The organism is Planktotalea sp., from assembly GCF_049680325.1.
In the GTDB taxonomy this organism is placed as follows: Bacteria; Pseudomonadota; Alphaproteobacteria; order Rhodobacterales; family Rhodobacteraceae; genus Planktotalea.
The window spans coordinates 1-3104 of the sequence record NZ_JBAUHO010000312.1; the positions used below are offsets into that span (position 1 = coordinate 1).

At 55.5% G+C, this 3104-nt stretch carries 3 protein-coding genes; all 3 read right to left on the minus strand.

The window, feature by feature from the left end:
• Positions 1-80: 80 nt before the first annotated feature.
• Positions 81-1892 (minus strand): ParB/RepB/Spo0J family partition protein, encoded by a 1812-nt coding sequence (locus WBC85_RS14170; RefSeq protein ID WP_424438532.1) that lies wholly within the window; start codon positions 1890-1892, stop codon positions 81-83.
• Positions 1893-2141: 249 nt separating this feature from the next.
• Positions 2142-2516 carry a DUF3768 domain-containing protein gene (locus tag WBC85_RS14175; RefSeq protein ID WP_424438535.1) on the minus strand — a complete coding sequence of 125 codons (375 nt, stop codon included), beginning with the start codon at positions 2514-2516 and terminating at the stop codon, positions 2142-2144.
• Positions 2517-2521: 5 nt separating this feature from the next.
• Positions 2522-2890, minus strand: coding sequence for a phosphoglycerate kinase (locus WBC85_RS14180; RefSeq protein WP_424438538.1), 369 nt, complete (start codon positions 2888-2890; stop codon positions 2522-2524).
• Between the last annotated feature and the right edge of the window lie 214 nt (positions 2891-3104).

Consider the following 3104-nt stretch of genomic DNA (forward strand, 5'->3'; position numbering starts at 1 on the left):
GGACCCCGCCGTAGCGGAGCCAGTTGATCCTCACCACAAGGATATTTAGGGCAGGGCGCGCAAACGCCCTGCCACTTTGTCTAGGCCATGCCTTCGGGCAACCATTCAGCAATACGGTCGGCTTGCGCCTCTGTCAGTCCATACGCCTCTCGCACATCGCCATTTCCAAAGAGCGCTTCCAACTTTTCGGCCTTCTCACCCTTTTTGAGTTTGGCGAATGTCGTGGCGGTCGGATGATCCTCGTTGAGGTCCAACAGGTCGCGCCATTGCTGGGTCAGGTATGGCCCCCCGACACGGCCAAAGAAGTTCTCGGCATTCGGGGTGAAATTGTCACGAATATTGGTTTCAACCGCTTTGTCGATCACCTCGGCCAGATCGGCGTCCACTGTCAGCAGAGACGCAAGATGGCGGATGATTTCCTCCATGATGAACTCTGGACCCTTGGCCTTGTAGGCGCGAAACACACGGGCCATGTCACTGCCGTATTTGGCACTGGGGGTCGGCTTGGTCAGCCGCTCGTCCAAAACATAGCCCGACATTTCAGTTGTCGGGACATTTGGCACCTCGTCTTTGCGCAAGCCAAAGGCACGTGAGTAGCCAGATTTTCCAGAGAGTTGGAAGGCAAAGAGTGCCAACAACAATTCTGGATCGCGCAGGGCAGCATGTTGACGTGCCCCTGTTGTAATGCGTTCAAGATCAACCGCCAGTTTTTGCGAGATCGGGGATTTGGTCCCAGTGCTGCCTGCGTGGTTGGACTTGGCCAGAATGCCCGCTTCAATTGCGGCTTTCTTGTCTGCGCCCTTTACCAGACCTGCCTCAACCTGCAATGCACCACGATTGTCGATGTAGACCAAGACACCTGCATGGGCTTTTTGCGCGTCAGTAAACGACCCGTCCAAGATGGTTTGCAGATCATGCAGCCTGACGTGGCCCTCATCGGCCAAGTCGTCTGCTTCGGACAGTTCCGCCAAGGCCTCGTATTCTTCGCTCTGCTCATCGGTTAGAGTGCCTCCTTCGGCGTAGATGCGGGACAGTTTCATCTCATCGATCTGATACCAGCCGATGTAGCTGTCACCGATGGACTCAGCCCATTTCCAGCCCTCGCCCTGCAATGTCGCCGCAGCTGCTTCCAATTTTTTGCCGAACAATTCGTCCAGAATTGCAGGGTCATCGATAAGCGTTTCTTCAGCAAAGAGATCGCTACCCGTGCGGCCCCCTGCCTCTTTGTAGGCATCAAGTCCAACAAACACGGCGCGGCGGTCACTGTCTTTCACGGCGTCAGGCTTGAGCATCTTTTTGATGCGGTGATCGCTTTCACCTTGGCTTCGGACCTGTTCGAGCACCTCCAAAGAGAGCTTTTCATCGTCGCTGATTGTGAAGGCGGTGGCGTTTGACAGGCTGATTTCGCCGTTGTGCAGGGCATCAATTACGGGATCGGGCAGATTGGCCAAGGCAAGGCGGCGGTAAACATGCGCCTCGGTGGCTCCATATGCCATTGCGATATCTGCTACGGTCGCCCCGCGTTTTTCCATCGCGCCAAAGTCACGGATTTCATCGGCGGGGTGCAGGGCTTCGCGCTGTGCGTTTTCGCTGGTGGCCCAAAACTGTGCCGTTTCCTGATCGGGTGCCATTTTGACGGTGATGGTCTGAAAGCGGGGATCGTCCTGCAATAGGGCCAAGGCGCGGTAGCGGCGTCCACCGACAACAACGCCGATACCACCTTTTTCGGCAAATCCTGCGATGTTCTGGATCAGTCCGTAGGCGCTAATGTTTTCCGCCAAGGTGAGGATACTAGCCTCATTGACGACGCTGCGCGGGTTCAGATCAGAGATATGCAGGTCGGCAAAGGGGACTTCTTGAAGTGTTGCGGTGATTTGAGATTGATCATTCATAGGTTCATTCCTTGATTTTCTTTGATGAGATTGGTAGGGATGCCCCACCCCGTGAGGGGCGAGGCGAGGGGGCTTAGGCCCCAGCGTTGGTTTTCAAAAAGGCGAGGCCGATCTTGGCGGAGAGACCTCCCTTTTTGACAAGTTGAACGGCTTCTTGGCGCAGTTCATGCAATCGTTGCTCTGGCATATGTTCACCTCCTTTCCGGCGCGGGTTGCGCCTTGTGGAACCGCCCCGAAGGGCGATCCCAATTAGTATTCGGATGCGTGTAGGACGGTCAGAACCCGCCGCGTCACAGCTACGTTTGCTGGGTCATCGCTGCCCATGCAGTAGTCCTTGTCGTAGAGGTCAATTTTCCAGAAAATGCTGTAGGTGTTGCCAGCAATCTCGAACTCGAAGGCCCCAAAGGTGTGATCGCCGTAGGGGTCGTTATCCTCGTTAAAGACAGAGAATGTCTGAACCCGCTGCATGATGATGGCTTTGGCTGCTGGTGACAGGTCTGCCACGCCGCGCGTCATCACGATCTGGCCGGGAACGCTGAAATCTGCCCCCCAAGTGGTGCGAAATCGGTCGTTTTGCTCGGCAATTTCGAGGGCTGTCGCGCTGAACGTTTGTTGCTCGGTCATGACGCTCACCACCAGCACGAATAAACAACGGTTTGCCCGTTGGTGATTACGTCTTTCGCCCATGCGCAGAATGCGAGGTCTTGGGCTGCGTTTTCGTCTGCGGCTTCATCTTGAAACTGATGCCCAAAGAAGAACCCGCCATCGGATTTTGGAAGGGCCTTTTGTTTGACAAGTGCCTCTAAGGTGTCGATGTCTGCTGCCTCTAGCACCAGTTCTGCGCAGTTCAGCTTGTCGGCTGATTGACCAGTTTTGGCGGTAAAGAGCGTCTCTGCCCAAGCTTGCAGCTTGGAATGTTTGCGCCATACGAAATCGGCGGCGCGGTCGTCGTCAGCGCCTTCGTCGTGTTTGATATATGCGTATTGATCAAGGCCCATGGGCTTACTCCTTTGTGGTGTGGATGGGGTCTTTGCCCCTTTGGTCGTCTGGTTTTGAGAAAAAGCCCTTTAGGGCGTCGTCTCTAAAACCTGACCCACTGGCGAAGTGCCGGAGTGAGCAAACGCATACCCGAAAAACGCAAAAGTGGTGCGGCCCGCAGGCGCCAGCCGAGGACACGGTTTTGCTCTTTTGGGGTTGCGTGCGCGAGAACCC